A 25,604-nucleotide genomic window follows, 5' to 3' on the forward strand; every position below is an offset into this window, starting at 1 on the left:
TGTCCTTACTGCAAATAGAATTTGTGCAGTGCACAAAGCATTGTAGGCGATCTGACCTGATTATTCCAGAAAACATTGTCAATGTGAGAGTGGCATCTGTTTTTTAATCTGTTGCACCGCCGCAATTCTGGCCTCGCGTATGGCTTCCGGGATGCGTTTGGGCTGATCTTTACAGAGCTGTGCAATTTCACCGCCATTCACTTGCTGCGCTGCATTCAGTGCTTGTTCTAAAAACGCCGTTTGTGGAAATTCTGTGTTTGCAAGACCCGCACGACCAAAGCAATCACATTCGGCCGCCCGCAGCATGTCGCTAAACCGTAGTGGCTTACGGAATGCATCATTGCGGGTCAGAAAATCAACGATCGTCGATGCGCGCATATCGAACGCTCGCCCTACATTGCCATGATCGCGCGCGGTCATGTAAGCCAGATCGCGGCAATCTGACGGCACTTTCAAACGTTGGCAAACGATATCCACCAGCTTTGCACTGCGCTCCTCGTGACCGTGGTGTTTAGGCCAGAGTTCCGGCGGTGTCGTACCTTTACCCAGATCATGCAGCAGGGCGGCAAACCGAACCGGCAGCGAATATCCCTGTTGCGCCGCATAATCGACGACCAGCATGACGTGAACGCCGGTATCAATTTCGGGATGATGTTTTTCCGGTTGCGGCACGCCCCAGAGTGCGTCCAGTTCGGGTAGTAGTCGTTTCAGCGCACCGCAGGCGCGCAAGACTTCAAACATACGCGAAGGTTTGACTTCCATCAGGCCGCGCGCCAGCTCTTGCCAGACGCGCTCTGGCACCAGCGCATCGACTTCACCGGCTGCGACCATTTCTTGCATCAGGGCGTTGGTTTCTTCTGCAACCGTGAAATCGTGCGGCGGTAAGGCGAAGCGTGCAGCAAAGCGCGCAACCCGCAATATGCGCACAGGATCTTCCGCAAAGGCGGCAGAGACATGTCGTAATACGCGTCGTTGCAAATCTTGCTGACCACCAAACGGATCAGTAATCTGACCGTTGCTGTCTTGCGCCATCGCGTTCACCGTCAGATCGCGTCGGATTAAATCCTGTTCCAGCGTGACATCGGCATCGGTATGAAAAACAAAGCCTTTGTAGCCCGCTGCGGTTTTACGTTCAGTGCGTGCAAGCGCATATTCTTCATGGGTTTTCGGATGCAGAAAAACCGGAAAGTCTTTACCCACGGCCTGAAAACCATCCCGGATCATTTCTTCCGGGGTACTGCCGACGACGACATAATCCCTATCCTGTACTGGCAACCCCAACAGTGAGTCACGGACAGCACCGCCGACGATATAGATTTGCTTCGTACTCATTTGGGTGGGCGGGCATCATGCCAGGGGGCAGATTCTGTCTCGGCCCTGGCTTCCAATATCCATTGTGCTACAGCCGGGTGCGCGCAGACCCGGTCAGCATACGCTTGCAGTGCAGGTGCTAAGGAAACGCCGTAAGTTTTAAAGCGCGTGACGACTGGCGCAAAATACGCGTCGGCGATGGAGAATGCGCCAAATAAAAATTCATGGGCACCGAAGCGTGCGAGGCAATCTTCCCAGATTTCGCAAATCCGGCCTATATCTGCCTGTGCGCCTGGGGTATGGCCTTTGCCATGCAGCTCTGCGCGGATGTTCATCGGCATGTCAAAACGCAGCGAAGAAAATCCGGCATGCATTTCAGCGCAGATGCTGCGTGCAAACGCACGCGCGGCTGTGTCTTCCGGCCATAAATTTAATAAAGAGAACTGTTCAGCTAAAAACTCGCAAATCGCCATCGAGTCCCAGACGGTAATATCGTTGGCGATCAGCACCGGCACTTTTCCGGCCGCCGAATATTCTGAAATCCTTGCCGTGGTATCTGCCTGATCGAGATGTATGCGGATTTCTTCAAATGGAACACCAAAGGCTTTCATGGTGACCCATGCACGCATGGACCACGATGAGTAATTTTTATTGCCTATCACCAGCACCATACGGGAACGGCGTTCATCCATCAGCGCAGCCAGCGCGGGAAGCATTTCAGTATCTTGCATTGTTTGTAGACTCTTCAGGTATTTCGGCATCGTTGGCAGACATGCCTTTGGGCACGACGATGCCGAGACGGGCTTTCAGCGATTGTGGTTTTTTCTCAAACAATGCCGCGTAATAGGTCGCATTGGATAAGACATTTTTGACGTAGCCGCGGGTTTCTGCAAACGGAATAGTTTCCGCAAAAATGGCACCTTCGACCGGCCGCGTCAGCTTTGCCCGCCACGCGCGCGGACGGCCAGGCCCTGCGTTATAGGCGGCGGACGCCAGCGCCTGTGAACCACCCAGATCGGTCAGCACCATATTCAGGTAATTCGTACCGAGAGCGATATTGGTATCGATATCATTGACCTGATCCGGCACAAAATTACCTAGGCCAATTTTTTTCGCAACATAGCGCGCGGTCGCTGGCATGATCTGCATCAGCCCCGATGCGCCGACATGCGATTTTGCATGCATGACGAACCGCGATTCCTGACGGATCAGACCATACACCCACGCCATATCAAGCCCGAGCGCCTGCGTGGTTTTGTACATGCTGTCATTGAACGGGGTTGGATAACGCTGGTTGAAATCGAATTCGCCCCGGGTGCGGTCGGAGGTATTCACCATGCGATCCAGCATATTGTTTTTACGCGCCAGTTCTGCTGCAGCCAGATGCTGTCGTTCTGTCATTTTGCGTAATTCCCAGTTCCATTCCCGGGTGCCTTCGAGTCGCAGATTCATGGAATAAAATTTCAGCGCACGTTGTAAATTCGGATTGCGTTCCACCGCCGCCAGTTCCTCAGCCGTGACCGGTCTGGAGGTCAGGGGGACGCCGACTTTCTGACCGTTTTCTTCGAGCGCGAGTTGGCCGTAGAAGTGAATCTGATCGGCGATGCTGGCAAATAATTGCCGTGCCTCTTCGTTTTTTCCTTCGGCTTTCAGCGCACGTCCCAGCCAGTAAATCCACGCTGGTTCATTTTTCAGTGAGACAGGCATCAGTGCGATTGTTGTCTTGACGATTTTCCAGTCGCCTTCACGCAAGGCAGTGCGCACCCGCCATTGGTAAGCTTCCTGCGACAAGGTGGCGCCATCTGCGCGCACCCAGTAAGCCAGCGCTTCCGGTTCTAATTTCAGCGCTGACTGTAAGGCAATCTGTGCCCACGCATTCGCGCGCTCGCTGTCGTTGAGTTTGGCGCTGAAGCGGGATAATTTTTCTGCTGCGTCTTCAGGATCTGATTTCGCTGCGCGTCCAAGAGCGATGACAAACAACTCTTTGGAAATCCGGTTATTTTCCGGTCCTGTTTTTAACAGACTCGCCGGTTTTTCCAGTGCCGCGCTCAATTTTTTTTCCGGCAAATCCAGCAATTTCCCCAGACGTTGTGCCAGTGGTACTGCACCGTATTCTGCTGCCATGCGTATCTGTGTCCACAAATCTGCCTGACTGAGCTGGCCGTTCGCCGCCAGATAACTCACCAGACTGTAGCAGCCCTCGCCATAATCACGCGGCGCATTCAGTAAGGCTTTGGCTTCGCTGGCGACTTTCTGCTGTTTATATGCTCTCGATAACAGCGCATAGCAACGCAATTGATTATCGTCAGCGACCACAAACTGCGGATATTGCTGATCAAATAAATCCCATTCGCCGCGCTTGCCTAACAAAGATAACCAGTCATTGCGCAAGCGGTCTGCGATGGCGCTGCCTTCATATTTACTGATAAATTCGCGGAATTCTGTATTCGATGCCCGCTGCAGATGCGAACGCAGGCGGTAGTAATCAACATACGAAGGAATGTCATATTGCGCGAGTGCCGGCGCATGTTGTTCGGCACTTGCCGCATCTTCATGCAAGCCTGCATCGCGTAAGGCCATGAAGCGATCATCATCATTGATGAAACTCTTTTTGGGAGAGGCTGCATACGCACAGGGCAAAACACTCAAACCTGCTAAGATCACGAGGCTACATTGCGCTAATTTATTTTTCACAGACATCTTTGCATCGCTATCAAAATCTATTTCTGACAGTATGACACAGCCACCTCAGAGCGGACACACCAGCCTCGCAGAACTTCACCAGAATCGCAGTGCCTTGCGACGAAATTTATTAGATTACCGTCGTCAGCTTGACGCAGTTGTGCGCCAGCAATGGGACGCACAGATCGCAGATCATTTACTCGCGTGGTGTCGTCAGGAAAAACCCGCCAGTCTGGCCGTTTACTGGCCGATACAGGCCGAGCCGGATCTGCGGTTTTGCTACGCTGCAATTGCGGCGATGGGCATACAACTCGCATTGCCCTGGGTTAGCGCGAAAGACGCGCCTTTGCACTTTCTTGCCTGGCGTGAAGGGGATGCGATGCTGAAGGATGATTACGGTATTCCCTTACCGGCGCAACGCGATCATCTGGTGACGCCAGCCGCATTGCTGATTCCCTGCGTTGGTTTTAATACCGCACGCTATCGTCTCGGTTATGGTGGTGGGTATTACGACAGAACCCTGCCTGGCTTGCCAGATGCTGTCAGCCTCGGCATCGCATATCAATGCGCTTGCGCCGACTTTACGCCGGGCGAACACGACATCCCTATGACGCAGATCATGACCGAAACCGGATGTCTGGCCTGAGTAATATCTGTGGACGAGGCTATTTTCGGCATTTTATGGGCTTTATATACTCCCAGGGAGTATATATTTACCCCCTTATTTTTCGCTGACAAGAGCGTGAATTTGATAAAAATGAGGGGGAGTATGCTGAAAATCGGTGTTTTTGATGATGCGGAAGAGCTGATTCCGCATCTAAACAGGGAAGGCGAGGGCGTAACAACAAGTTGCCTTGATGCGCCCTCGAAGCGCCTCGCGATGCAATCAGCAACGCCGCTTTTTAAAATCCCAGCGCTTTACCATCGGGATTGCGCGAATCAGAAAAACCGTAAAACTTGCCGTCAAGGATTTGTATGGTCTGGGTTTTTCCTATCACCGGCGCTTGCTTCAGATTCTGGCCTTTGTCTGCCAGTATTTTTAAAGTGTCTGCGCTGACGCCTTTTTCAAAATACAGCTGATCCGGCATCCATTGCTGATGGATACGCGGCGCGATCGTTGCCTCAGCGACGTTCATGCCGTGATCAATCACGTTTAAAATCGTTTGCAGCGTGGTGGTAATGATGCGGCTGCCGCCGGGGCTACCGGTAACCAGAAACGGTTTGCCGTCTTTTAACACTATCGTCGGTGACATCGAACTCAGCGGGCGCTTGCCTGCCTGTATCGCATTGGCAGCACCGCCTATCAGTCCGAATGCATTCGGTACGCCGGCTTTGACGGAAAAATCATCCATTTCATCATTTAATACGATGCCGGTGCCGCTGGCGACGATGCCGCTGCCGAAATTCAGATTCAGGGTGTAGGTCGTTGCGACGACGTTGCCGAACTGATCCGCGACGCTGTAATGCGTGGTCTGATCGCTTTCATAGGCTTGTGGCTGGCCCGGCTTGATTTCTGCTGACGGTGTGGCGCGCTCAGGATTAATTTTTTTGACGAGTTCATCAGCGTAGCTGCGCGCAGTCAGACCTTTTTGCGGAACCTTGTAGAAATCTGGGTCACCCAGATATTCTGAGCGGTCTGCGTAAGCGAGCTTCATCACTTCACTGAGCTGATGTAAGGTCTGCGCGCTGTTGGCGCCTTGTTGCCCGAGTGGATAGTGTTCCAGCATATTCAGCATTTGAATGATATGTACACCGCCGGAGCTGGGCGGCGGCATGGAAACGACCTCGTAGCCGCGATAATTGCCTTTGACTGGCTGGCGTTCTATCGCCTTGTAATTCTTCAGATCGCTGGCGCTGATAAAACCTTGATGCTGCTGCACTTCGGCGACGATTTTCTTTGCAATCTCGCCTTCGTAAAATGCTTTGGCACCCTGCGCGGCGATCAGGCGCAGCGAATGCGCAAGATCTTTTTGAACCAGCTTTTCACCCGCCTGCAGCGGTCGTCCATCTCTAAAAAAAATCGCGCGGCTGGATGGCCATTTGCCAAGATGATCACGTTCGGCTTGTAGCAACGTGGCGAGATACGGTGTGACACTGAATCCTTGCTCCGCCAGACGAATCGCGGGGGCGATGACGTCTTTCAGTTTCATGCTGCCGTATTTGCTGAGTGCGAGTTCTAGGCCTGCGACGGTGCCGGGCACGCCTATCGCCAGATGACTATGGGTGGAGCTGCCGGGAATCACGTTGCCGCTGGCGTCGAGATACATGTCTTTGTGGGCTTTTGCAGGCGCGCTTTCACGGAAATCGAGAGCGATCTGTTTTCCTGAACGTGTATCGTGAATCAGCATGAAGCCGCCGCCGCCAATGTTACCGGCGTTCGGCAGCACAACTGCGAGAGCGAATCCGGTGGCGACCGCGGCATCGACAGCGTTGCCGCCTTGCGCGAGTATCTGTGCACCGACTTCACTGGCCAGCGCCTGTTCAGTCGCAACCATCCCATGACGACTGCTGACCGGGCTGATGATGGGGAAATTGGTGTCGTAACGAATATTCGCTGCAATCTGCGCATGCGCCGGGAGCGTGGCGGCGAGGCCGAGAGCGCCGATGCTGGCAGCAAAGAATAGTGACAGTCCCAATTTTTTCTGTAATAACACGCAAATTCTCCGTGATGTCATGTCTGGTGTAAGTGGCATAACGCCCGGACAATAGTGTATCTGCTTAGCCCGAGGGGGACTATATTTCTATTGCATATCGATAGACACTTTTTACACGGTGGCATGCGATCTTGCCGGTATGCGTGAAAGGGCAGGAGACTGAGTCCATGTTGCTGTGAAAATAAAAAAGCCACCTCGTAAGGTGGCTTTTACAGCGTTAAAACGAGAGCAATTCGTGAGAATTACTTCGCTTCAGTACCGGCTTCAGCTTCAGCAGAAACTGCACCTGCTGGTACAGTTGCGATAGCGATAGTGATATCACCACCGTGTACAACTGCTGTTACGCCTTTTGGCAGTTTCAGACCAGATGCGTGGATAGATTGACCAGCTTCCAGTTTGGACAGGTCAACTTCAACGAATTCTGGCAGGTTTGCTGGCAGGCAGGATACATCCAGCTCAACTGCTACGTGGCTGATGACTGCGCCAGAAGTTTTCACAGCTGGGGATACGTCAGCGTTCACGAAGTGCAGAGGCACTTTAACGTGGATTTCTTTGTTTGGATCTACGCGTTGGAAATCAGCGTGCAATACCAATTGTTTGTATGCGTGAACTTGGAAGTCGCGCAACAGAACTTTTTCTACTTTACCGTCAACTTCCAGATCCAGAATGGAGGAGTGGAATACTTCTTTTTTCAATGCATGGTACAGGGCATTGTGATCCAGCGTGATAGCGACTGGTGCTTCAGTGCCGCCGTAGATGATGCCAGGTGTTTGGCCAGCATTGCGCAGGCGGCGGCTCGCTCCGGTCCCCTGTTCTTTGCGTGCAAATGCGATAACTTTCATGGTGTTACTCCAAAAAATGCAAAACGGTTTGTCGTTTTGCGATAAAGAATCCCCGCGACCAGGGATTCATAAAAAAGCGCCGTCAGATAAACGACAGCGCCGAAACCGGTAAAAATTAATCCGTGAACAGGGAGATAACTGATTCGCCTTTGGTAATACGGCGGAAAGTCTCTGCCAGCAAGCTGTCGCAAGACAGTTGACGGATTTTCGGGCAGGCGCGTGCTGCCTCGGATAATGGAATCGTGTCCGTCACCACCAGCTCATCGAGCGGTGATTGGGTAATGCGCTGGATGGCCGGGCCGGATAATACCGGATGCGTACAATACGCCAGCACTTTCTTGGCGCCACGTTCTTTCAATACTTCTGCTGCTTTGGTCAGCGTACCTGCGGTATCAACCATGTCATCCATGATCACGCAGTTACGACCTTCGACTTCACCAATGATGTTCATGACTTCTGACACATTGGCTTTCGGACGGCGTTTATCGATAATTGCCAGATCGCAGCCGAGGCGTTTTGCCAGTGCGCGGGCACGTACCACACCGCCGACGTCAGGTGAAACAACCAGCAGGTTGTCATAGTTTTTCGAGACCAGATCGCCCAGCAAAATTGGCGATGCGTAGATGTTATCTACCGGAATGTCGAAGAAACCCTGAATCTGATCGGCGTGCAAATCCATGATCATGATGCGGTCAACGCCTGCTTCTTCCAGCATGTTCGCCACCACTTTGGCGGAAATCGCGACACGCGCTGAGCGAGGACGGCGGTCCTGACGGGCGTAACCGAAGTAAGGAATGGCTGCTGTAATGCGACCAGCGGAAGCACGTTTCAGTGCATCGACCATCAACATGATTTCCATCAGGTTGTCGTTGGTTGGAGCACAGGTGGATTGTAAAACGAAGACATCTTTACCACGGACGTTTTCATTGATCTCGACCATGACTTCACCGTCAGAGAATTTTGAAACATCTGCTTTACCGAGAGGGATGCCGAGTTGTTTGACGACTCCAGCTGCTAATGCCGGATTGGCATTGCCAGTGAAGACCATCATGTTGTCATTTGCGCGCGCGTTTGCCATGGCGGGACCTATTGGCTGAATTTTGTGAGGACCTGATCTTTTTGCATAGACTTTTTGCAAAAAAACCGAAAGTAAAAACTAAAAAAGCCGCCGCAGAATCTATGCGGCGGCTTTAATTTTAATGGCAGGGGAAGAAGGATTCGAACCTTCGCATGCCGGAATCAAAATCCGGTGCCTTAACCAGCTTGGCGACTCCCCTACTCAACCGTTTGTCTGTCGTCCAGAATCGACCGCTATTTTAGCGTCAAATCGGCATCAGACCAAATCTTTTTTACTTCTGCTTCATTCATCCATAGGATGGCGATTCAGTGCTTTTGCTTTCCACGATGTCCAGCGTTCAGGCATTTGCGCTATCACTTTGTCTGCTGCCGATTCGTCGGCAAAAGCACAAAAAACACAAGATCCTGATCCTGTCATCTTCGCGTTTCCGAATTGTGACAGCCATCTAACCGCTTCGTCAACCTCAGGAAACATTGCGCAGGCAACTGTTTGCAGATCGTTTTTCCAGAACATTTCTGCATTGCTGGAAAAGTCCGCTATTCTGACGATCTTACTGTCTCTTGTCAACTCCTTTGCCGAAAAAATTGCAGGAGTCGGCACTTGCACGCCGGGTTCGATGACAACGAACCAGCGTTCCGGCGTCTGAATTGCCTGTAATTCTTCGCCAACGCCTTCCGCAAAAGCATTTTCGCCAAAGATAAAAAACGGTACATCGGCGCCGAGCTGCAAGCCCAGCGACATCAGTTCAGTTTTGCTCAGGCCTGTGTGCCACAACTGATTCAGCGCCATCAGCGTCGTCGCGGCATCGGAGGAACCGCCGCCCAGTCCGCCACCCATAGGCAGAATTTTATGCAGTGTCAGATTGGCGCCGAGCGGGCATGCGGTTTTTTTTTGCAGCAGTCGCGCAGCGCGCACGATCAGATCGGCTTCTGCTGGCACACCGGGAATGTCATTCGTGCGGATGATCTGACCATCGTTACGAACTTCAACATCCAGCGTATCGCAGCGGTCTATCAGTTGAAACGCAGTTTGCAGCAAGTGGTAGCCATCGGCACGCCTACCGGTCACATACAGGAATAAATTCAGTTTGGCAGGGGCCGGGCAGGCAAGGAGTTGTTGCGTCATGGGTTCTGTGGCGCTTCAATAAAAATGTTCAGGGTTACTTCACCAGCACTCGTGGTGTAGCGATTTAAATCAATGCGTTTGGGTGAATTTGTCGATTCGTGCCAACTGGCGTAGCGGATATTCCAGCCGTCGCTGCTGATGGTCTGGTCGGCGGCAAGCAGTGCAGTTCTGTTGCCGTCAGGCTGACGGACAAAGCCTTGCAGCCAGTCGCGCATACCGGACACCGGCAGCGGCCAGCGCAGAGCATCGGCAAGCAGTTGATCCAGATTGTCGGCCTGCTGCGGCATTTTGCCTTCTTGTTCGAGTAATGCGCCGCGCTCGTTCTGGGTGATTTTGGCGATTGTTTGTCCGACCGGAGAGAACAATGTGATCTGCAAGCTGTTGCCGGTTTGTTCCCACTCGAAACTGCCGGGCAGATTTTGTGGCTTGTTGTTGTGTTCGTAGCGCACCGAGATTTTACCGCTCAGGTGTATGGTTTCCTGATAGTTGCGGCTGGCGCTGTGCAGTCGTTCTGCGCTGTTGGTTGTCGCTGGCGGAAGGCTGCTGCAGGCACTGCTGAGAAGCGTACCGGATATGCCTGTCAGAAGCATGAAAATGCGGGAGTATCTGTTCATGTTGCTCTGAAACCCTTTATTTTATTGGACTATCTTAAAAATAATGCATATACCCCACCGGAGTATATGCATTATCTGTAGGTCTTGACTGAGCGCTTACAGCTTCACATTCAGGCGTTCCAGCGTATTTTTCAGGGAAGTGTTTTTCGGGTCTTTGGTGCGACCTTCACGCCATATTTTGCGCGCTGCATCTTTCTGGCCTTGCGTCCATAACAGCTCGCCAAGATGGGCGGCAATATCGGTATCGGAGCGTAATTCATAAGCGCGGCGCAAGGCTTTTTCTGCGTCATCAAATTGCCCGAGGCGGAATTTCACCCAACCTAAACTATCCAGAATGAACGGATCATCTGGCGATAATTCGTTCGCCTTTGCTATCAGCGTCAGTGCTTCATCAAGGCGGATATTTCTGTCGGCAAACGAGTAGCCTAGCGCATTGTAGGCGTGCTGGCTTTTTGGCTCAATGCTGATCACGCGCCGTAAAACCTGTTCCATTTCCGCATACTTTGATTGTGATTCGAGCAGCATGGCGTAGTCATACAGCAGGTCGGCATTATCCGGATGGGTTTTGATCGCGTTTTGCAGAACCTGATCGGCTTCTGTTGGCAGACCGCTGTCGCGCAGAATCTGCGCTTCGGTTTGTATGATCTGCAGTTGTTCAGACGTATTTGCCGGTTTGAGGTCTTTCAGCAATTGTCGCGCACTGTCGAGCTTGCCATCGCGGGCATATAAATTGGCCCGACGCATCTGCACGTTAAACCACGCAGAATTGCGCCCATCAAAGGATTCAACCTTGCTCAGCCATTCTTGCGCGGCTTTGTAGTCTTTGCGTTCGAACGCGATTCTGGACAGATTCAGCAATACTGGTGTGGTGTCGCGGTCTTCACCTTTGGTTTCGACGATTTTCAGATGCTGCATGAAATATTCTTCGGCTTGTTGCGGCTGCTTTTTCTCCATCGCCAGCAAACCGAGCGTGTAAATTGCGCTTAGATCATCGGGTTTGTCGCGCAGGAGATGTTCAAATTCCGTGCTCGCTTTATCCAGTTGTTTTAAATCGATCAGGATGCTGGCGTAAGCCAGACGGACATCGCGCGCATCCGGGTTTTTGGCAAGAAATGCCGCCATCGCTTTCGCCGCGTCTTTTTGCGAAGATGCCTGCGCGATGGTGAGTATCGCCAGTTGCGAATCGGTTTTGGTTTTCAGAACCAGTTGCGCTTCTTCGACGGCACGCTTGTTGTCACCCTTGCTGTAAGCGCCTTGCGCCAGCGCCAGATGGGCTTCCGGCAGTGATTTGTAGGGCGCTAAGGTTTCTTCCAGAACGTCAAATGCGGCATTTTTATCGCGTCCGCGTGCCAGCAGACGCTGGGTTTGCAACATGATGACGCCGTATTGTTTCGGGTCAGCTTCTTTGAGCTTTTCTGAAAACACTTTCTGGATTTCGCCCAGATTATTATTCATGACCATGAAGCCCAGATAATACTGGGTTGCTTCATTTGAGTTTGGTGCCAGTTCGCGCCACAGACGGATCGCTGCCAGCGCTTCGCCGGGTTGCTTCGCACTCAGGGCGATTTCCGCTGAACGTTTTGCCAGGCGCGGGTCACTGGTTTGCTGCGCGGTGCTCATCAGAGTGATATACGCCGCCTGCCAGTTACCGCGTTGATACGCGATTTCTGCTGTCAGTATTTTGTATAACAACTCGTCTGTCAGAGCGACGGCGGGGAGCTTATCTTTGTTTTCGACAATCGCCGGGCTGGCACCGTTCAGATCCTGATCGGCAGACAGGGCCGCTTTCGCTGCATCGCTGACATGATGGGTGTCTTCGGATTTAAAATTATGTAATCCGCCGATACCGGCACAGGCCGACAGCAGCGCGGCGCAACCGAGGTAAGCCGCCGGACGAAGTACGGATACAATAGATGTGGTGACAAATGCAGAGATAGTTTTCAAGACGAACCCGAAATGAACTGTGGATGGCTGATTTTACGCCGAAGTAGCCAACGCGTGGGAGCTGACACGCCTGACCCTGTTTCAAATTGTACATAGCGATGACGCTGTTCACGCACATGCGCCATCGCCTTACTTTTTGTCTGTACTCTGAAAAATTAGAAACTTCATTGATATAAAAGTTCCAGACTATGCCCGAATTACCTGAAGTTGAAGTGACACGTCGTGGCGTTGCGCCCCATTTAACGGGACAGCGGGTGACCAATGTGATTATGCGGCGCGCGGGCTTACGCTGGCCTTTTCCCGCAGATTTACCTGCCTTGCTGACGGGGCACACCATACTTGCGACAGGACGGCGCGGTAAATATCTGTTGCTCCATTTTCAGCACGGTACGGTGCTGATTCATTTAGGTATGTCGGGGCATTTACGTATTTTGCCAGCGACCACGCCACCAGAAAAACACGATCACATTGATATTGTTGTCGGCGGGCAGGCGTTGCGGATGACGGATCCGCGTCGTTTTGGCGCGGTGCTCTGGCATGCCTTGGAGGATGGTGATCTCGAGCATCACGTCTTGCTGAAAAATCTGGGTGTTGAACCGCTGGAAGATCAGTTCAATGCAGAATTACTGTTTCGCCAGACCCGGCAGCGCAGTGCTGCGATCAAGCAGGTCTTGCTGGCGGGCGATATCGTGGTCGGCGTTGGCAATATTTACGCATCGGAAAGTCTGTTTAAAGCAAAAATTAACCCCAAAATTCAGGCAAAACGCATTAGTCTTGCCCGTTATCGTTTGTTGGCCGAGGCGATACGCGAAACTTTAGCCGCCGCGATACAGCAGGGCGGCAGCACGTTAAAAGATTTCGTCGGCGTTGACGGACAAAGCGGCTATTTTCAGCAAAATTACTTCGTCTATGATCGCGCAGGTGAAGATTGCCGACTTTGCGGGCATACTGTGCGCAAAATATTGCAAGGGCAGCGCAGCAGCTTTTATTGCCCGCATTGTCAGAAATAAATCGCATAGAAATCGCATAGGACTTATGTAAAACCACCCCGGCGGCGTTATGACTCCTGGCCGTACTATTTCGTAATGTCTTCGTCACCGGTGTAACCTGGGTTTCAGGCAACATGTTGCCTGCTGGCGAAACGGACGTCGCTTACCAGCGATGTTTCCCAAAGCAGAAAAAAGCTTTTTAGCCTGGCCAGCACAACTTTGCGTAAATCCTGTCGCATTTGTGTTTCGAATTGTGAGTGAAAGCTGGATTTACGGGTGTTTTTTCGTCCATCCATATATACTTGAACGAATAAGAAATTAACCGAGGGAAACATGAGCAATCTGGTCCAAAAATTCCAAGAATACAGTGAGTGGCGCAAGGGAGTTGTACGTGCACTTGAACAGTATCGCGCCTGGACGAATGGATCGGATATGGCCGATACGGCGACAGACCAGCGACTTGCGCGTCTGATGGAGCGTCTGGTTGATGATAAATTGTCGATCGCTTTTGTGGCCGAATTTTCGCGCGGTAAATCTGAATTGATTAACGCGATTTTTTTTGCCGATTACGGTCAGCGCATTTTGCCGTCTTCTGCAGGGCGCACGACGATGTGTCCGACAGAATTACTGTATGACGATACGATTCCGCCATGCATCCGTCTGTTGCCGATAGAGACGCGTGCCGAGGCGCAGTCCACCAGCGAATACAAAGGCCAGAGCCATGTCTGGAAAGTGCTGCCGCTGAATATCAGTTCCGGTGATGGCATGCTGGAAGCATTCAAGCAAGTCAGTCTGACGAAAAAAGTCAGCATCGAGATGGCCAAACAATATGGTTTGTTTGATGAAGATGACCCGGATGCCGCGCTGGAAATCGACGAAAACGGTATGGTGGAAATTTCTCAATGGCGCCATGCCATCGTGAACTTCCCTCATCCTTTGTTAAAAGAAGGCCTGATCATTGTTGATACGCCGGGCTTGAATGCGATCGGTACTGAGCCTGAACTGACGCTGAATCTGATTCCGAATGCGCATGCTGTCTTGTTCATTCTGGCAGCTGACACCGGTGTCACGAAGAGTGATATTGATGTCTGGCGCAACCATATCGGTGGCGGGCCAGGGCGCATGGTCGTACTGAACAAGATCGACAGCATGTGGGACGAGTTGCGCACACCGGAAGAAATTGAAAAGCAGTTGTCGCGTCAGGTGACTACCGTTGCGCATACGTTGGCGATTGAAGAAAAGCAGATTTTCCCTGTGTCGGCACAAAAAGGGCTGGTCGCCAAGATTAACAAAGACGCGCCTTTACTGGCGAAAACCCGCTTGCCCGCACTGGAATACGCGTTATCGAAAGAGTTGATTCCGGCTAAACAAGACATCATCCGCGCCCAACTGGAATCCGATATCCACGAAATCGCTGCTACGCAACAGGCCATCATTTCTTCGCGCGGCCGGAATGTGGTGGAGCAGATGCTGGAGCTCAAAGGCTTGCGCGGCAAAAATATGAACGTGATCGAACACATGATGAAACGTGTCGACGCCGAGAAAAAAGAATTTGATGCGAGCCTGATCCGTATGCAAGGAACACGTTCCGTCTTCACGCGCTTGTCGACCGAGGTCTACACCAATCTCGGCATGGATATTTTGCGTGAAGAGATACGCAAGACCCGTGAAGCGATGGAGAAAAGTTATTTGTCGCTGGGTTTGCGCGAGTCGATCAAACACTTCTTTGCACAGGTGCGCCTGAATCTGATTGAGTCGAATAAGAAGACTGATGAAATCTCAGAAATGATGGTCGTGATGTACCGTAAATTCTCGACCGAACATGGTCTGGCTTTATCTGCACCGATGCCGTTTTCTCTGGATAAATACATCAAAGAACTGGACGCGATTGAAGTCGTGTATCAAAAACAATTTAACGCGACGACGATGCTGACGAATACCCGCGTCGCCCTGATGCGTAAATTTTTTGATTCCGTTGCTGCGCGTGTGAAGCAAAACTTTTTACAGGCGAATAAAGATGTGGAAGCCTGGCAGAAAGTGGTGATGGCGCCCTTAGAAGCGCAAATTCGTGAACACAAAAATCAGCTGAAAAACCGTATGCAGTCGATACAACGGATACACGTTGCGACCGATAGTCTGGAAGATAAAATTGCGTCTTTCGAAGCGCTGCAGGCTGAGGTTGATGCACAGAAGCAGGGCTTGCAACAGATGCAGGACAACTTGAAAGCAGCATTGAGCGCGGACTTGAAAAACCTGAAGGTCGCGGCATAAGCTGAGAATTAATGAAACGTCGTATTCCGGCGGCTGCGGCCGCCAATTTTATTCATCCCGAATTTGTTGACCCCGATTTTTCTGCGACGGTGATACGGTGGCAGAAACAGCATGGCAGGCATGGCTTGCCCTGGCAGCAAAGCCGCGAAGCCTACCGTGTCTGGTTATCCGAAATCATGTTGCAGCAGACGCAGGTGAGCGCGGTCATTCCGTATTATCAGAAGTTCTTACTCAGCTTCCCCACCGTGTTTGACCTTGCCGCCGCACCCGCCGAGGATGTCATGGCGCACTGGAGCGGGCTGGGCTATTACACCCGCGCCCGCAATCTGCATCAGTGCGCAAAGCAGGTGGTGGAAAAATATCAGGGACAATTTCCGGCGGAGCAGACTTTGCTCGAACAATTGCCGGGCATAGGTCGTTCTACTGCCGCCGCGATTACGGCGTTTTCGTATGGCACGGTGGCGGCCATACTCGATGGCAATGTCAAACGTGTTTTTGCGCGGGTATTCGGTATTGCCGGTTATCCCGGTAGTAAAGTTATCGAGGACAGTATGTGGCAGCGCGCGCTGGCGCTGTTGCCGGAAGAGGGTATTGAAGCCTACACACAAGGTCTGATGGATCTCGGTGCCACCTTGTGTACCCGTAGCAGCCCTGCTTGCGGACGTTGCCCTTTGCAGGCACGCTGCGTTGCTTTTGCCGAAGACCGTACCGCCGAATTGCCAACCCGTAAGCCAAAAAAGCAAGCGAAAGAAAAGCGCGCTGTGATGCTATTGCTGCTCGATCAGAACCGGGTTTTGTTAGAACGGCGTCCCGACAGCGGCATCTGGGGCGGTTTGCTGTCATTGCCCGAAGTTGATGGCATGCAGCCATACGTCCGTGCTGAGGAGGATACTGGCGATACTGCTGCGGCATTCAGGGTGATGACACCCGCCTTGCTGGCGCTGGCTGCGCGTTTTGGTGAGATTGAAATTCGTCGTGAATTGCCAGTGATTGAGCATGTCTTCACGCATTTCAAATTGCATATTCATACGGTGCTCGCCGAGCTGACACAGCATGCGCCGCAAGTGACTGAAGCCAATTATGTCTGGCTGGATTTGCAGCAGGCAGCTGATGCGGGCTTACCAGCGCCGATCAAAACTTTGCTGAATTCTTTGGCACAGGCGGAATTGCAGCTCTGATCAATCATCGTCATTTTGTTGCAGAGTTTTTCTGTACAAATGATTTGTCACTCCACCGCACTATTATTGACTCATCCCTGTGGTCACGGTTTTCGTCGCTGATTTCGTTGTTTTATCGCAAGACGGACTTTTTATATATTGTTCGCTTTACACTACGCTCCTCGATATTGTTTCTTCAGGAGACCACCTTGCGAAAGCATATTTTCCTTGCGGTTTTTGGTATTTTTTCAGCTGGCGCCTCGTTCGCCGCTGATACTGTCACCAGCCCCTGCCGCTTACCTGAATTTCCCCAAGAATTACGATGCGGAAAAGTGCAACGGCCGTTGAATCCGGCTGAGCCGGGAGGCAAAAAAATCGATGTGCATTATGTCGTGTTGCCTTCGCAGGATAAAAATAAACTGCCTGATGCAGTGTTTTTGCTGGCCGGAGGCCCGGGACAGAGTGCAATCAGCGTTGCCGGTTTTGGTCAGGCAATGTTAAGTCGTTTAAATAAGCGGCGTGATCTGGTGTTTGTCGATCAGCGCGGCACGGGACGCAGCGCGTCGCTCGCTTGTCCTGAAATGGAAAATTCTGCCGAGGTTGCCGATGATGTGCAGATGCAAAAGCAATCAGACGCTTGCCTTGTGCGTTTAAAAACCTTGCCACACGGGGATCTGCGCTACTACAGCACCAGCATTGCGGTGCAGGATATCGAAGCGGTGCGCAAGCAACAGGCGTACGACAGAATTAATCTGGTCGGTGCCTCGTATGGCACCCGCGTCGGTCTTGAATTTGCCAGACAATTTCCGCTTTCAGTGAAGCGCATGGTGCTCGATGGCGTAGTGCCGCCGGACATGAGTCTGCCCGCCGCGGATGCACAGGTCGCATTGGATGGAGTGTTTCAGGATTGCGCCCGGCATGCATCGTGCAACGCGGCGTATCCGGCGTTGGCACAGCAATGGAAAAGTTTAAGCACGCGCATGCCGCAATCTGTCAGTGTCACGCATCCGCGACTCGGCACACCGTTGAAATTCACCATGACGCATGACGTTCTTTTGAGTCTGGTGCATAAGACCTTGTATGCACCGACAACCGTCGCTGGTTTGCCGTATGCACTGACGCAGGCGGGGCAGGGAAACTATCAGCCACTGGTGACCTTGAGTGGTGCGACGAATCTGCCGGGGCCGGCGGGAATTAATTACGGGATGCATTTTTCAGTCTGGTGTTCCGAGATGTTCGCTCGTCCTCTGGCAGCACCTAAAGATGAATTTGAAAAGCTGATGACGGATATGTATCAGCGCACGTGTAAAAACTGGCCGCGCGCCAGTATCCCGGCGGAATTTTTCTCTATCCCTGCTGCTCAGTCGCCGGTGTTGCTGCTGAGCGGAGGTATTGATCCGGTCACGCCGATACGTCATGGTGCCGCCGTGGCGAAAGCACTGGGTTCACAGGCCGTGCACATCACGATAGAGAACGCTGGTCATGGTTTGCTGGCACAAGGCTGCGTGCGCGATGTGGTTTATCGTTTTCTGAACGCAAAAGAAAATACCGATGCGCTGAAAGTGGATAGCAGTTGCGTCCGTCAGATTCCACGCCCGTTAGCGTGGCAAGCGCTGCAAGCCGGAAAGGAAGTACAGCCATGATTATCGTCAACGATTTACATAAAACTTTCGTCAGGCAAGGAAAAGCTAGCACAAAAAATGCGGCCGATATTGCGCGTGTGCTGGGGCTGATGAAGAAAAAAAATGAAGTGGTGAATGCTGTGAATGGCGTCAGTTTTACTGCGCAGGACGGTGCGATTACTGGTCTGCTGGGTGCGAATGGTGCCGGTAAGACGACTACCTTGCGCATGGTCGCCGCCTTACTGAATCCTGATCGCGGTGACATTACGGTCGATGGCATCAGGGTGCAGGCGGGCGTGTCGTCAACGCAATCGCAGATGGGCGTGTTATCCGATGCGCGCGGACTCTATCCAAGGCTGACTGCGCGCGAGAATATTCATTACTACGGTCTGTTGCATGGCATGTCTGCAGAGCAGGCAGAACAGCGCACTGAGCAGTTATCGCACTGGCTGGAAATGGGGGCCTTGCTCGACCGGCGCACCGATGGCTTCAGCCAGGGCGAGCGTATGAAAACGGCACTGGCGCGTGCATTGGTACATGATCCCAAGAACATCATTCTTGATGAACCAACCAATGGCCTGGATGTCGTGGCGACCCGTGCCTTGCGTGAATTTCTGCGCTGGCTGCGTTCTGCTGAAGGTGGTGGCAAATGCATTATTTTTTCCACCCACATCATGCAGGAGGTGGAACGTCTGTGTGACGATGTCGTCATCGTGGCGCAAGGAAAAAATGTGGCACGCGGCACTGTTGCCGGCTTGTTACAACAGGCGGAAGAAAATAATTTTGAAGATGCCTTCGTGAAGCTGGCATTTTTGCAGACTGCGAATGTGACGAATAACGTGACGATGGGAGCGCGCGGATGAAAGCGATGTTAACGATTTTTCGCAAAGAGATAAAAGATGCTTTGCGCGACCGCCGTACCTTGATGACGGCCTTGCTGAGTTCCCTGCTCGGCGTTCCTCTGATGCTGTTTATTTTCTCGACGGTGTTATCGCAGGTCGAGTCACAGGAAGAAAAGCGCACGGTGCTGGCGGTGGGTATTGAATATGCGCCGCAACTGGAAAATTTCATTTTGCGGCAGGGATATCAGGTCAAGGCGGCACCGCTGGATTATGAAGCCAAATCGCGCAGTAAAGAGCTGGATCAGCCGGTGTTACTGGTGCCGCAGGATTTCGAAAAGAAACTGATGACGGGCGATAAAGCCATCCTTGAAGTCGCGTATGACAGTAATAACCGTCAGGCCGAATTCGGCTTGCGACCACTCAAGCGTTTGCTGGAAGCCTACACCCAGGAAACCACGCTGATGGGCTTGACCATGCGCGGCATTTCCACCGAATTATTGCAGCGGATCGAGGTCAGAGAACGTCGTTTGCAAAAGCCGGAAGAGCGCAAAGCATCGATCACGGAAATGCTGCCGATGATGGTATTGATGGCGATTATCATCGGTGGCATGTACGCCGCGATTGATACCACGGCGGGTGAACGTGAGCGCGGTTCGCTCGAACCGCTGATGATGAATCCGGTCAGCGGCTGGCAACTGGCGATAGGCAAATGGGGCGCGGTGGCGGCAGTAGGAATGGGCGTGGTGGTGTTGACGATCTTCAGCTTCTTTCCGTCGCAGTGGCTGATTAAAAATGATACTTTGCGCGCCGAGTTTCAATTCGGTATCAAGGATGCGATTGGTTTTCTGATGGTGCTGTTGCCGTTGGCGGCGAGTATGGCGGCGTTACAGATCGCGATTGCGCTCGATTGTAAAAGCTATAAAGAAGCGCAGGTTCGCAATCAGATCGTGACGATGTTCATCCCGTTCGTCAGCTTGATTCCGATTTTGTTTCCGGGGCGCGAACCGGCGTGGTTCAAATGGGTGCCGGTGCTGGCGCAGAATCAGATGATGAATCAGGTACTGAAAGGTGAGGTGCTGCATCCGCTGACGCTAGGCATGGCGCTTGCCACCTGCGTTCTGATTACCGTGATTTGTCTGATGTATATTGCGCAAAAAATGCGCAAAGTCGTGATGGTATAACGCGTATTTCAGAGATACTCCCCCCTCTTTTTAAGAAAACCCCGTTGATGTCCTTATAAATAAACGGGGTTTTTAGATACCCGGGGGAGTATATTTATTGCTCAAAATAGCCCGCGAAGCCAGTGCGGTCAGTGCAGGCGGCGGTGTCTGACCAGCACCTGCTCTGACTGCTGGAAGTGGCGGCTCAGTTTTTCTACCATGTAGACCGAGCGATGCTGACCGCCGGTACAACCGATCGCGATGGTCAGGTAACTGCGATTATCGTCTTTGAACGACGGTATCCATTTCGTCAGGAAAGCCAGAATATCGGCATACATATCCTGCGCCATGGCCTGATTGTCCAGATAGTCAACGACAGGCGCATCGCGCCCGGTCAGCGGCCGCAGTGCCAGATCGTAATGAGGATTCGGCAGCATTCTGACATCAAAGACATAATCGGCATCGAGCGGCACGCCGCGTTTAAACGCAAATGACTCGAACATCAGAGTCAATGGCGCATGCGGCATGTCTATCATGTTCTTGACCCAGCTACGCAACTGATTGGCGCTGAGGTCGGTGGTGTCGATGACATGGGCTAAGGCCTGAATCTCGGCCAGAATTTCGCGTTCTTCCTCTATGCATTCCATCAGGCTCAGCTTTTCGACACAAGCATCTCCCCGGATCAGTCGGTGTGAGAGCGGATGACTGCGCCGTGTTTCTGAAAAGCGAGCGACCAGCGAATCAGTGCTGGCTGTGAGAAAAAGCATTCTGACTTCGTGCCCGGCTTTTGCTAATACTTGCTTGGTATCCAGGACGCCGGTCAGTTGACTCGCACTGCGCGAGTCAATCGCCACGGCTACCTGCGGTTCATTCGATAAAGTGGTGATCAGTTCCGGTAGCAGGCTGGGCGGTAAATTATCGACACAGTAATAACCTGCATCTTCCAGTACATTCAACGCAACCGATTTTCCTGAGCCGGAAATACCGGAGATCAGCAGGATTTGCATGTCAGTCTCCTGCCTCCATCGCACGGCGCTGGCGTTCCATAAAATCTTCCAGGGTATTAATACCGCGCAGCTGCAATATCGTATTGCGTACCGCTGCTTCCAGCAAAACGGCGATGTTACGACCTGCTGCAACCGGAATCACGACTTTGCGTATCGGCAGCCCCAGCACCTCTTCGGTTTGTGAGTCGATAGGCAGACGTTCGTAATTTTCCTCGAGTGTGCTGCGGCGAACCAGATGCACGATCAGTTTCAGCCGCATTTTCCGGCGCACCGCTGTTTCGCCAAAAATTGTTTTGATGTCGAGCAGACCCAGACCGCGGACTTCCAGCAGATTTTGTAAAAGCTCAGGGCAGCGGCCTTCTATCATGTTCGGCGCAATGCGTGAAAACTCCACTGCATCGTCGGCCACCAGACCGTGGCTGCGGGAAATCAGTTCCAGCCCCAGCTCGCTTTTACCTAAGCCGGATTCACCGGTAATCAGTACCCCCACGCCCAGCACGTCCATGAAGACGCCATGCATAGTGATTTTCTGTGCCAGTTTTTTCGACAGATACACGCGCAGATAGTCGATCACCTGCGCCGATGGATAAGGTGTGGAAAACAGGGCGATGTTGTTATCGTCACAGGCAGTCAGAAATTCCGGCGGAGAATCGAGTCCCTGAGCGACGATCAGCGCTGGTGGTTCACCTGCCACCAGTTCGCGGAAAAGGTTGGCGCGGGATGCACTCGATAAGCGTTCAAAGTAGGCTAACTCCTGCGGCCCGAGTACCTGAATACGACCGGGGTGGATCAGATTTAAATGGCCGACCTGATCCGCAGACGAGGCGGCGTCACCGATGATTTGTTTATCGGCACCTGCAAAGCCGGCGAACCAGCCGAGCTGCATGATGTCGCGATTGTCATCGTAAATTTTTTGTATCGTTAATTCAGTGAGTAAGGGCATGGATAAGCAATAAAAAAATCAGACGACAACAAGATGATGTGTCAGGAAACGGCGGAAACGTCCGGACGCCAGGCAAGGATTTTTTCGTGCACAACGCTGGCGCTGGCTTCTGCGTTCAGTTCGTCACGGAAGCTTTCATTCGACAACATCTCGGCAATTTCTGACAGTATTTCCAGATGTTGTTGCGTCACATTGTCTGGCATTAACAGGAAAATCAGCAGTTTGACTGCTTGCCCGTCCGGTGATTCAAACGGAATACCGTCTTTCAGTCTGACCAGCGCTGCGATCGGCGTTTTCAAACCCTTGATGCGTCCGTGAGGGACGGCAACGCCGTGTCCCAGTCCGGTGGAACCTAAGCGCTCGCGCGCAAACAGATTATCAGAGACGGTAGAACGGGCGATACCACAATTATTTTCAAATAACAGGCCTGCTTGCTCGAATGCACGTTTTTTACTGGAAATTTCCAGGTCCAGCAGTACGTTGGCGAGGGGAAGAATTTTTGCGATATTCGTCATAGTGCAAGATCGGGTTACAGCAGAGGGTTGGGTGTGCAAAGGCGAGTCCGGTGCGAACCGAATTATAGGCTGCTTTTGGAGGGGGCGGCAAATTAGCGCAACTTCACTGCTGTCTGTTGTTCTTCAACAGTTTTTCAAACTGCTCAACGGGTAAAGGCTTACTAAAATAAAAGCCCTGCATTTCCTGACATCCTGAGTCGGTCAGGAAAAACATTTGCTCTGCATTTTCCACGCCTTCGGCCGTAATGCTCATACCTAATGCGTTGGCCATCGCAATAATCGCGTGCGTCAGGACAACAGAATCCTGATTTTCCGGAATTTTGCTGATAAACGAGCGGTCAATTTTCAGGTTGTCGATAGGGAAGCGTTGCAAATACGATAAAGAGGAAAAGCCGGTACCAAAATCATCGAGCGAGATACTCACGCCCAGCGCTTTGATTGCGTTAAACATCGGCAACAGGCGATCAATCTCGCCCATCAGCAATCCTTCGGTAATTTCCAGCTGTAAAGCCGAAGGCGGTAAGCCGGATTTTTGCAGGGTTGCGGCAATGAAATCACACAGCGTCACATCCTGAAACTGACGCGGAGAAATATTCACGCTGACCACCAGATCCGGAACCAGATTGTCCCGCCAGTATTTTGTCTGCTGACACACTTGCTCCAGCACCCAGCGCCCTATCGGCAGAATCAGCCCAATTTCTTCAGAAATCGGTATGAACTCATTCGGCGGAATTAAACCCTGGCCTGGCATTTGCCAGCGGATCAGGGCTTCCGCACCGACGATACGCGATGTTTGCAGAGAAATTTTGGGTTGGTAATAAACGAGGAATTCCTGCTCGGCCAGCGCCCGTCGCAGATTGGTTTCCAGCGTGTACCGATGCTGGGCGCGGATATTGAGTTCCGTTGTAAAAAACTGATAGTTATTGCGGCCAGATTCTTTTGCGTGATACATCGCGGAATCCGCGCACAGCATCAGCGTAGAGGCATCTTGTCCGTCATGCGGTGAGATGCTGATACCGATGGAGGTGCCGAGATAATATTCATTGCCATCGATAATGAAAGGATCGCGCATTCTCGCCAGAACGCGTTCGCTGAGGTCGCGCAGGTATTGCACATCTTCGACATTTTCAGCAACGATCACAAATTCATCGCCACCTAAGCGGGCGAGCAGATCTGTGGTGCGTATGCATGAGCTCAGGCGTTTTGCAACATCGCGCAGCAAGCTGTCTCCGGCGGCATGTCCTGCTGTGTCGTTGACGTATTTGAAACGATCAAGATCCAGAAATAATATCGCTACGCGCTGTTTTTTTTGCTGCGAATCAGCGAGCGCCCGGGTCAGTCTTAAATTCAGTTGATGCCGGTTCGGCAGGCCAGTCAGTGCATCAAATGATGCCATGAACTTCAACTGCTGCTGCGTTTCCCTGACTTGGGTGGTATCGGTGAACGACAATAAAACGGCAGAAACGGAAGTACTGCGTTTTTTAAAAATCGGGAAGCAGTTGATGAGTAACCAGACAACAGAACCATCACTTAATTCCACGCTGGTTGATAAATTCAATATCGGTTTGCCGGTGCGAACAACGGTAGATGCCGGATCGTCGCCGAGTCGGATATCTTTCCCGTCCTCGCTCATCAGACGTTTGAAGTAACGGTGGCGGCGACTGATTTTAGTAATATCGTCTATCTTTAAAATTCTGAGTGCGCTGGGGTTACTGGTCAGAATTTGTCCTCCTGGCGCAATCACCATAATGCCTTCGGACAGATTAGTGACAACGGAACGATAGCGCTCTTCGCTTTCTTCCAGCGTTTGCTCCATGTTCTTTTTATCGATTGCCAGGCCGATCAGATCACAGGCATCAATGATCATCGCCTGCTCATCCTCACCCGGGCTGTGCCGGTGCCGGTAATAGACATCCACCGTTCCCAGCACGCTGTTAAAAGCGGTACTGATAGGGTAAGACCAGCATGCTTGCAAACCATGTTCCAGCGCGCTGACTTTGAATTTTTCCCACATCGGACTATGTGCGATGTCCTGGACGATGGTCAGGCGGTTGTAATGGACTGCGGCGGCGGCTGTACAGCTGTCTGTGCCAACTTCAATATTATTAAGCAGGGAAGTGAATGTTTCCGGCAGAGAGGGCGCGGCACCTATCGTGATTTGCTTGGTTGAATGATCAAACAGGCTGATTGCACAAAGTGCGTTGTTGTCCAGCAAGCGCTCCATGCGGTCACAGACATCTTCCAGTATGTGCACTAAGGGTTTGTCCAGCGCGATCATCTCGAGAATCTCTTTCTCGTGATGCAGAGCTTCGTGAATTCTGCTGGCTTTCGCGTCTAAGGGATCATTCCCGTTGCGGCTGAATACCTGAAGACCATGCCGATGCGTTTCACGGGCACTCAGCAATATTGCCGACTGTCCCTGATAGTCAAAGGTGATGCTGCGGACTTCAATTTCTTGTTGTTGGCCATCAAGTGCGATGCATTGATAGAAGTACAGATCGTCGTGATTGCCGGGTGTAGGTATGAGTCCCGCACCGGGTTGTCTGGCGAGTAAGAAGGCCTCAGGCTTTAAGCCCAGCACTTGTACCAGATCAGCGGCTTTTATTAAAGCCAGCCCGGCCGGATTTGCATAAGCGATGCGATTGTCGATCAGGACATAGACGGCGTCAGGATGTTGCTCCAACAAGGTTGCATGCCATTCGTCATCAAGGATGTACGCAGGAATGTTGCTACTCAGGAGTGGTGGAGGCAATTTCACGACAACAATTCTGGAATCTGTTCGAACTTCGGTTGTTGCACTATGGCAATGTACGCCATCAATAATGACAAACTCTTAGTCGCTTCGTCA

The 25,604-nt window shown here is 52.0% G+C and carries 20 protein-coding genes and 1 tRNA gene; 7 read left to right on the top strand and 14 right to left on the bottom strand.

Annotated features, from left to right (window positions below; all coding sequences use genetic code 11):
• Positions 1-78: 78 nt before the first annotated feature.
• Genes KDM87_RS02900 through KDM87_RS02910 form a run of 3 tightly spaced genes read right to left on the bottom strand, consistent with a single transcriptional unit; the run spans position 79 to position 4,011 of the window.
• Positions 79-1,332, bottom strand: a complete 1,254-nt coding sequence (locus KDM87_RS02900) for a multifunctional CCA addition/repair protein (RefSeq protein WP_212677659.1) — start codon at positions 1,330-1,332, stop codon at positions 79-81.
• Complete coding sequence (locus KDM87_RS02905) at positions 1,329-2,042, bottom strand: glutathione S-transferase family protein (RefSeq protein WP_212677660.1); 714 nt, start codon at positions 2,040-2,042, stop codon at positions 1,329-1,331. The genes KDM87_RS02900 and KDM87_RS02905 overlap by 4 nt, the downstream gene beginning before the upstream one ends.
• Positions 2,029-4,011: a lytic transglycosylase domain-containing protein gene (locus KDM87_RS02910; RefSeq protein WP_212677661.1), complete on the bottom strand. Its 1,983-nt coding sequence runs from the start codon at positions 4,009-4,011 to the stop codon at positions 2,029-2,031. The genes KDM87_RS02905 and KDM87_RS02910 overlap by 14 nt, the downstream gene beginning before the upstream one ends.
• 34 nt (positions 4,012-4,045) lie before the next feature.
• Between KDM87_RS02910 and KDM87_RS02915 the strand changes: the two genes are divergently transcribed.
• Positions 4,046-4,639 (top strand): 5-formyltetrahydrofolate cyclo-ligase, encoded by a 594-nt coding sequence (locus tag KDM87_RS02915; RefSeq protein ID WP_212677662.1) that lies wholly within the window; start codon positions 4,046-4,048, stop codon positions 4,637-4,639.
• A gap of 256 nt (positions 4,640-4,895) precedes the next feature.
• Here KDM87_RS02915 and ggt read toward each other — a convergent pair whose 3' ends face one another.
• The 7 genes from ggt to KDM87_RS02950 all read right to left on the bottom strand — a co-directional run bounded on the left by ggt (position 4,896) and on the right by KDM87_RS02950 (position 12,250).
• Entirely contained in the window at positions 4,896-6,668 is a 1,773-nt protein-coding gene (gene ggt / locus KDM87_RS02920; protein ID WP_212677936.1) for a gamma-glutamyltransferase, read from the bottom strand.
• Between the two features lie 221 nt (positions 6,669-6,889).
• Positions 6,890-7,489 (bottom strand): 50S ribosomal protein L25/general stress protein Ctc, encoded by a 600-nt coding sequence (locus tag KDM87_RS02925; RefSeq protein WP_186884708.1) that lies wholly within the window; start codon positions 7,487-7,489, stop codon positions 6,890-6,892.
• Between the two features lie 115 nt (positions 7,490-7,604).
• Positions 7,605-8,567, bottom strand: coding sequence for a ribose-phosphate pyrophosphokinase (locus tag KDM87_RS02930; protein WP_186884709.1), 963 nt, complete (start codon positions 8,565-8,567; stop codon positions 7,605-7,607).
• A gap of 122 nt (positions 8,568-8,689) precedes the next feature.
• Positions 8,690-8,766, bottom strand: a tRNA-Gln gene (locus tag KDM87_RS02935).
• A gap of 83 nt (positions 8,767-8,849) precedes the next feature.
• The gene (gene ispE, locus KDM87_RS02940; RefSeq protein WP_212677663.1) at positions 8,850-9,692 is read right to left on the bottom strand and encodes a 4-(cytidine 5'-diphospho)-2-C-methyl-D-erythritol kinase; all 843 of its coding nucleotides are present in this window, start codon (positions 9,690-9,692) and stop codon (positions 8,850-8,852) included.
• On the bottom strand, positions 9,689-10,306 hold the full coding sequence (locus tag KDM87_RS02945) for an outer membrane lipoprotein LolB (RefSeq protein ID WP_212677664.1): 618 nt from the start codon (positions 10,304-10,306) through the stop codon (positions 9,689-9,691). The genes ispE and KDM87_RS02945 overlap by 4 nt, the downstream gene beginning before the upstream one ends.
• 96 nt (positions 10,307-10,402) lie before the next feature.
• Positions 10,403-12,250, bottom strand: a complete 1,848-nt coding sequence (locus KDM87_RS02950; RefSeq protein ID WP_212677665.1) for a tetratricopeptide repeat protein — start codon at positions 12,248-12,250, stop codon at positions 10,403-10,405.
• A gap of 188 nt (positions 12,251-12,438) precedes the next feature.
• Here KDM87_RS02950 and mutM point away from each other — a divergent pair, with 188 nt between their 5' ends.
• The 6 genes from mutM to KDM87_RS02980 all read left to right on the top strand — a co-directional run bounded on the left by mutM (position 12,439) and on the right by KDM87_RS02980 (position 20,312).
• Complete coding sequence (mutM, locus tag KDM87_RS02955) at positions 12,439-13,260, top strand: bifunctional DNA-formamidopyrimidine glycosylase/DNA-(apurinic or apyrimidinic site) lyase (RefSeq protein WP_212677666.1); 822 nt, start codon at positions 12,439-12,441, stop codon at positions 13,258-13,260.
• 312 nt (positions 13,261-13,572) lie between these two features.
• The gene (locus tag KDM87_RS02960) at positions 13,573-15,510 is read left to right on the top strand and encodes a dynamin family protein (protein WP_190477221.1); all 1,938 of its coding nucleotides are present in this window, start codon (positions 13,573-13,575) and stop codon (positions 15,508-15,510) included.
• 11 nt (positions 15,511-15,521) lie between these two features.
• On the top strand, positions 15,522-16,688 hold the full coding sequence (gene mutY, locus KDM87_RS02965) for an A/G-specific adenine glycosylase (RefSeq protein ID WP_212677667.1): 1,167 nt from the start codon (positions 15,522-15,524) through the stop codon (positions 16,686-16,688).
• Positions 16,689-16,876: 188 nt separating this feature from the next.
• Positions 16,877-18,310, top strand: a complete 1,434-nt coding sequence (locus KDM87_RS02970; protein WP_212677668.1) for an alpha/beta hydrolase — start codon at positions 16,877-16,879, stop codon at positions 18,308-18,310.
• Positions 18,307-19,152, top strand: a complete 846-nt coding sequence (locus tag KDM87_RS02975) for an ABC transporter ATP-binding protein (RefSeq protein WP_212677669.1) — start codon at positions 18,307-18,309, stop codon at positions 19,150-19,152. The genes KDM87_RS02970 and KDM87_RS02975 overlap by 4 nt, the downstream gene beginning before the upstream one ends.
• A 5-nt stretch (positions 19,153-19,157) precedes the next feature.
• Complete coding sequence (locus tag KDM87_RS02980) at positions 19,158-20,312, top strand: ABC transporter permease (protein WP_212677670.1); 1,155 nt, start codon at positions 19,158-19,160, stop codon at positions 20,310-20,312.
• Between the two features lie 128 nt (positions 20,313-20,440).
• On the opposite strand, the gene rapZ is transcribed toward KDM87_RS02980, so the two are convergent.
• The 4 genes from rapZ to KDM87_RS03000 all read right to left on the bottom strand — a co-directional run bounded on the left by rapZ (position 20,441) and on the right by KDM87_RS03000 (position 25,514).
• On the bottom strand, positions 20,441-21,298 hold the full coding sequence (rapZ, locus tag KDM87_RS02985; RefSeq protein WP_212677671.1) for an RNase adapter RapZ: 858 nt from the start codon (positions 21,296-21,298) through the stop codon (positions 20,441-20,443).
• Position 21,299: 1 nt separating this feature from the next.
• On the bottom strand, positions 21,300-22,241 hold the full coding sequence (gene hprK, locus KDM87_RS02990; protein ID WP_212677672.1) for an HPr(Ser) kinase/phosphatase: 942 nt from the start codon (positions 22,239-22,241) through the stop codon (positions 21,300-21,302).
• Positions 22,242-22,282: 41 nt separating this feature from the next.
• Positions 22,283-22,756, bottom strand: coding sequence for a PTS sugar transporter subunit IIA (locus KDM87_RS02995; RefSeq protein ID WP_186884721.1), 474 nt, complete (start codon positions 22,754-22,756; stop codon positions 22,283-22,285).
• Between the two features lie 103 nt (positions 22,757-22,859).
• The gene (locus tag KDM87_RS03000; RefSeq protein ID WP_212677673.1) at positions 22,860-25,514 is read right to left on the bottom strand and encodes a putative bifunctional diguanylate cyclase/phosphodiesterase; all 2,655 of its coding nucleotides are present in this window, start codon (positions 25,512-25,514) and stop codon (positions 22,860-22,862) included.
• Between the last annotated feature and the right edge of the window lie 90 nt (positions 25,515-25,604).

This window comes from Cognatundibacterium rivi (assembly GCF_018139565.1).
Taxonomy (GTDB): Bacteria; Pseudomonadota; Gammaproteobacteria; order Burkholderiales; family Burkholderiaceae_D; genus Undibacterium; species Undibacterium rivi.